This window comes from Oleiphilus sp. HI0079 (assembly GCF_001635105.1).
In genome coordinates, this window is the sequence record NZ_LWFT01001385.1 from 1 (window position 1) to 931 (window position 931).

1 protein-coding gene and 1 pseudogene are annotated in these 931 nt (G+C 44.8%); both read right to left on the reverse strand.

Annotated elements, in window-relative coordinates; all coding sequences use genetic code 11:
- The coding region (locus A3750_RS25170; RefSeq protein ID WP_156498902.1) for a toprim domain-containing protein at positions 1 to 178 on the reverse strand (178 nt) is incomplete at its 3' end.
- A 330-nt stretch (positions 179 to 508) separates the two neighbouring features.
- Positions 509 to 931: pseudogene (gene fadA, locus A3750_RS23945) on the reverse strand (acetyl-CoA C-acyltransferase); the annotation flags it as partial.

A 931-nucleotide genomic window follows, 5' to 3' on the forward strand; every position in this document is an offset into this window, starting at 1 on the left:
TACGAGTCAAGGCAGCCTGTTTCGCTCTCTCTGCCGGAGTAGATGTAGCGGCGCCACCAGAGGTTGGCAAGTCGCGAATATGACCAACACTTGATTTAACGATGTAGTCTGACCCGAGGTACTTGTTGATCGTTTTTGCCTTAGCAGGCGATTCCACGATGACTAGTGACTTAGCCATATAACTCCAAAATTATAATAGGGTAAATTGCTCGTTTAGAGATTACTTACGCAATGATGTATACGAGCTTAAAGCTGAATTAGCGCAACATATATATTGATTTGTAGCTGAGTGGTCAAGCACTTGCAAAGTTTTTTCTAAGTTAATCACCATAATCGAAGTTGAATTCAAAGCAGTTCCTAACAAATTTATTGCAAGATACGGACACAAAAAAGCACGGACAAGCCGTGCTTTTTTTAACTTCTAACGCTTAACAACTCCGGCGCTGATTTTAACAAGGTAAAAGCGAATGCTAACCGAGTTGTCATCAGCGACATAGTGCTCTTACGCTTATAGACGTTCCCAAACTGTCGTAACGCCCTGACCCATACCGATACACATGGTCGACACGCCGTATTTAGCGTCTTTGTCTTCCATGATATTAAGTAAGGTGCCAGAAATACGAACACCAGAACATCCCATTGGGTGACCCAATGCAATCGCACCGCCATTCAAGTTCACTTTCTCGTCCATCACGTTCATCAACTTAAGATCTTTGATGACAGGAAGAGACTGGCCAGCAAACGCTTCGTTAAGCTCCCAGATGTCGATGTCTTCAACAGTAAGGCCCGCTTTCTTTAGGGCTTTTTTGGTCGCTGGAACTGGACCATAACCCATGATTGCAGCATCACAACCTGCAGCGGCCATAGACACAATCCGTGCGCGCGGCTTAAGACCTAGTTCTTCCGCCTTTTCAGCAGACATTAGCAGCAT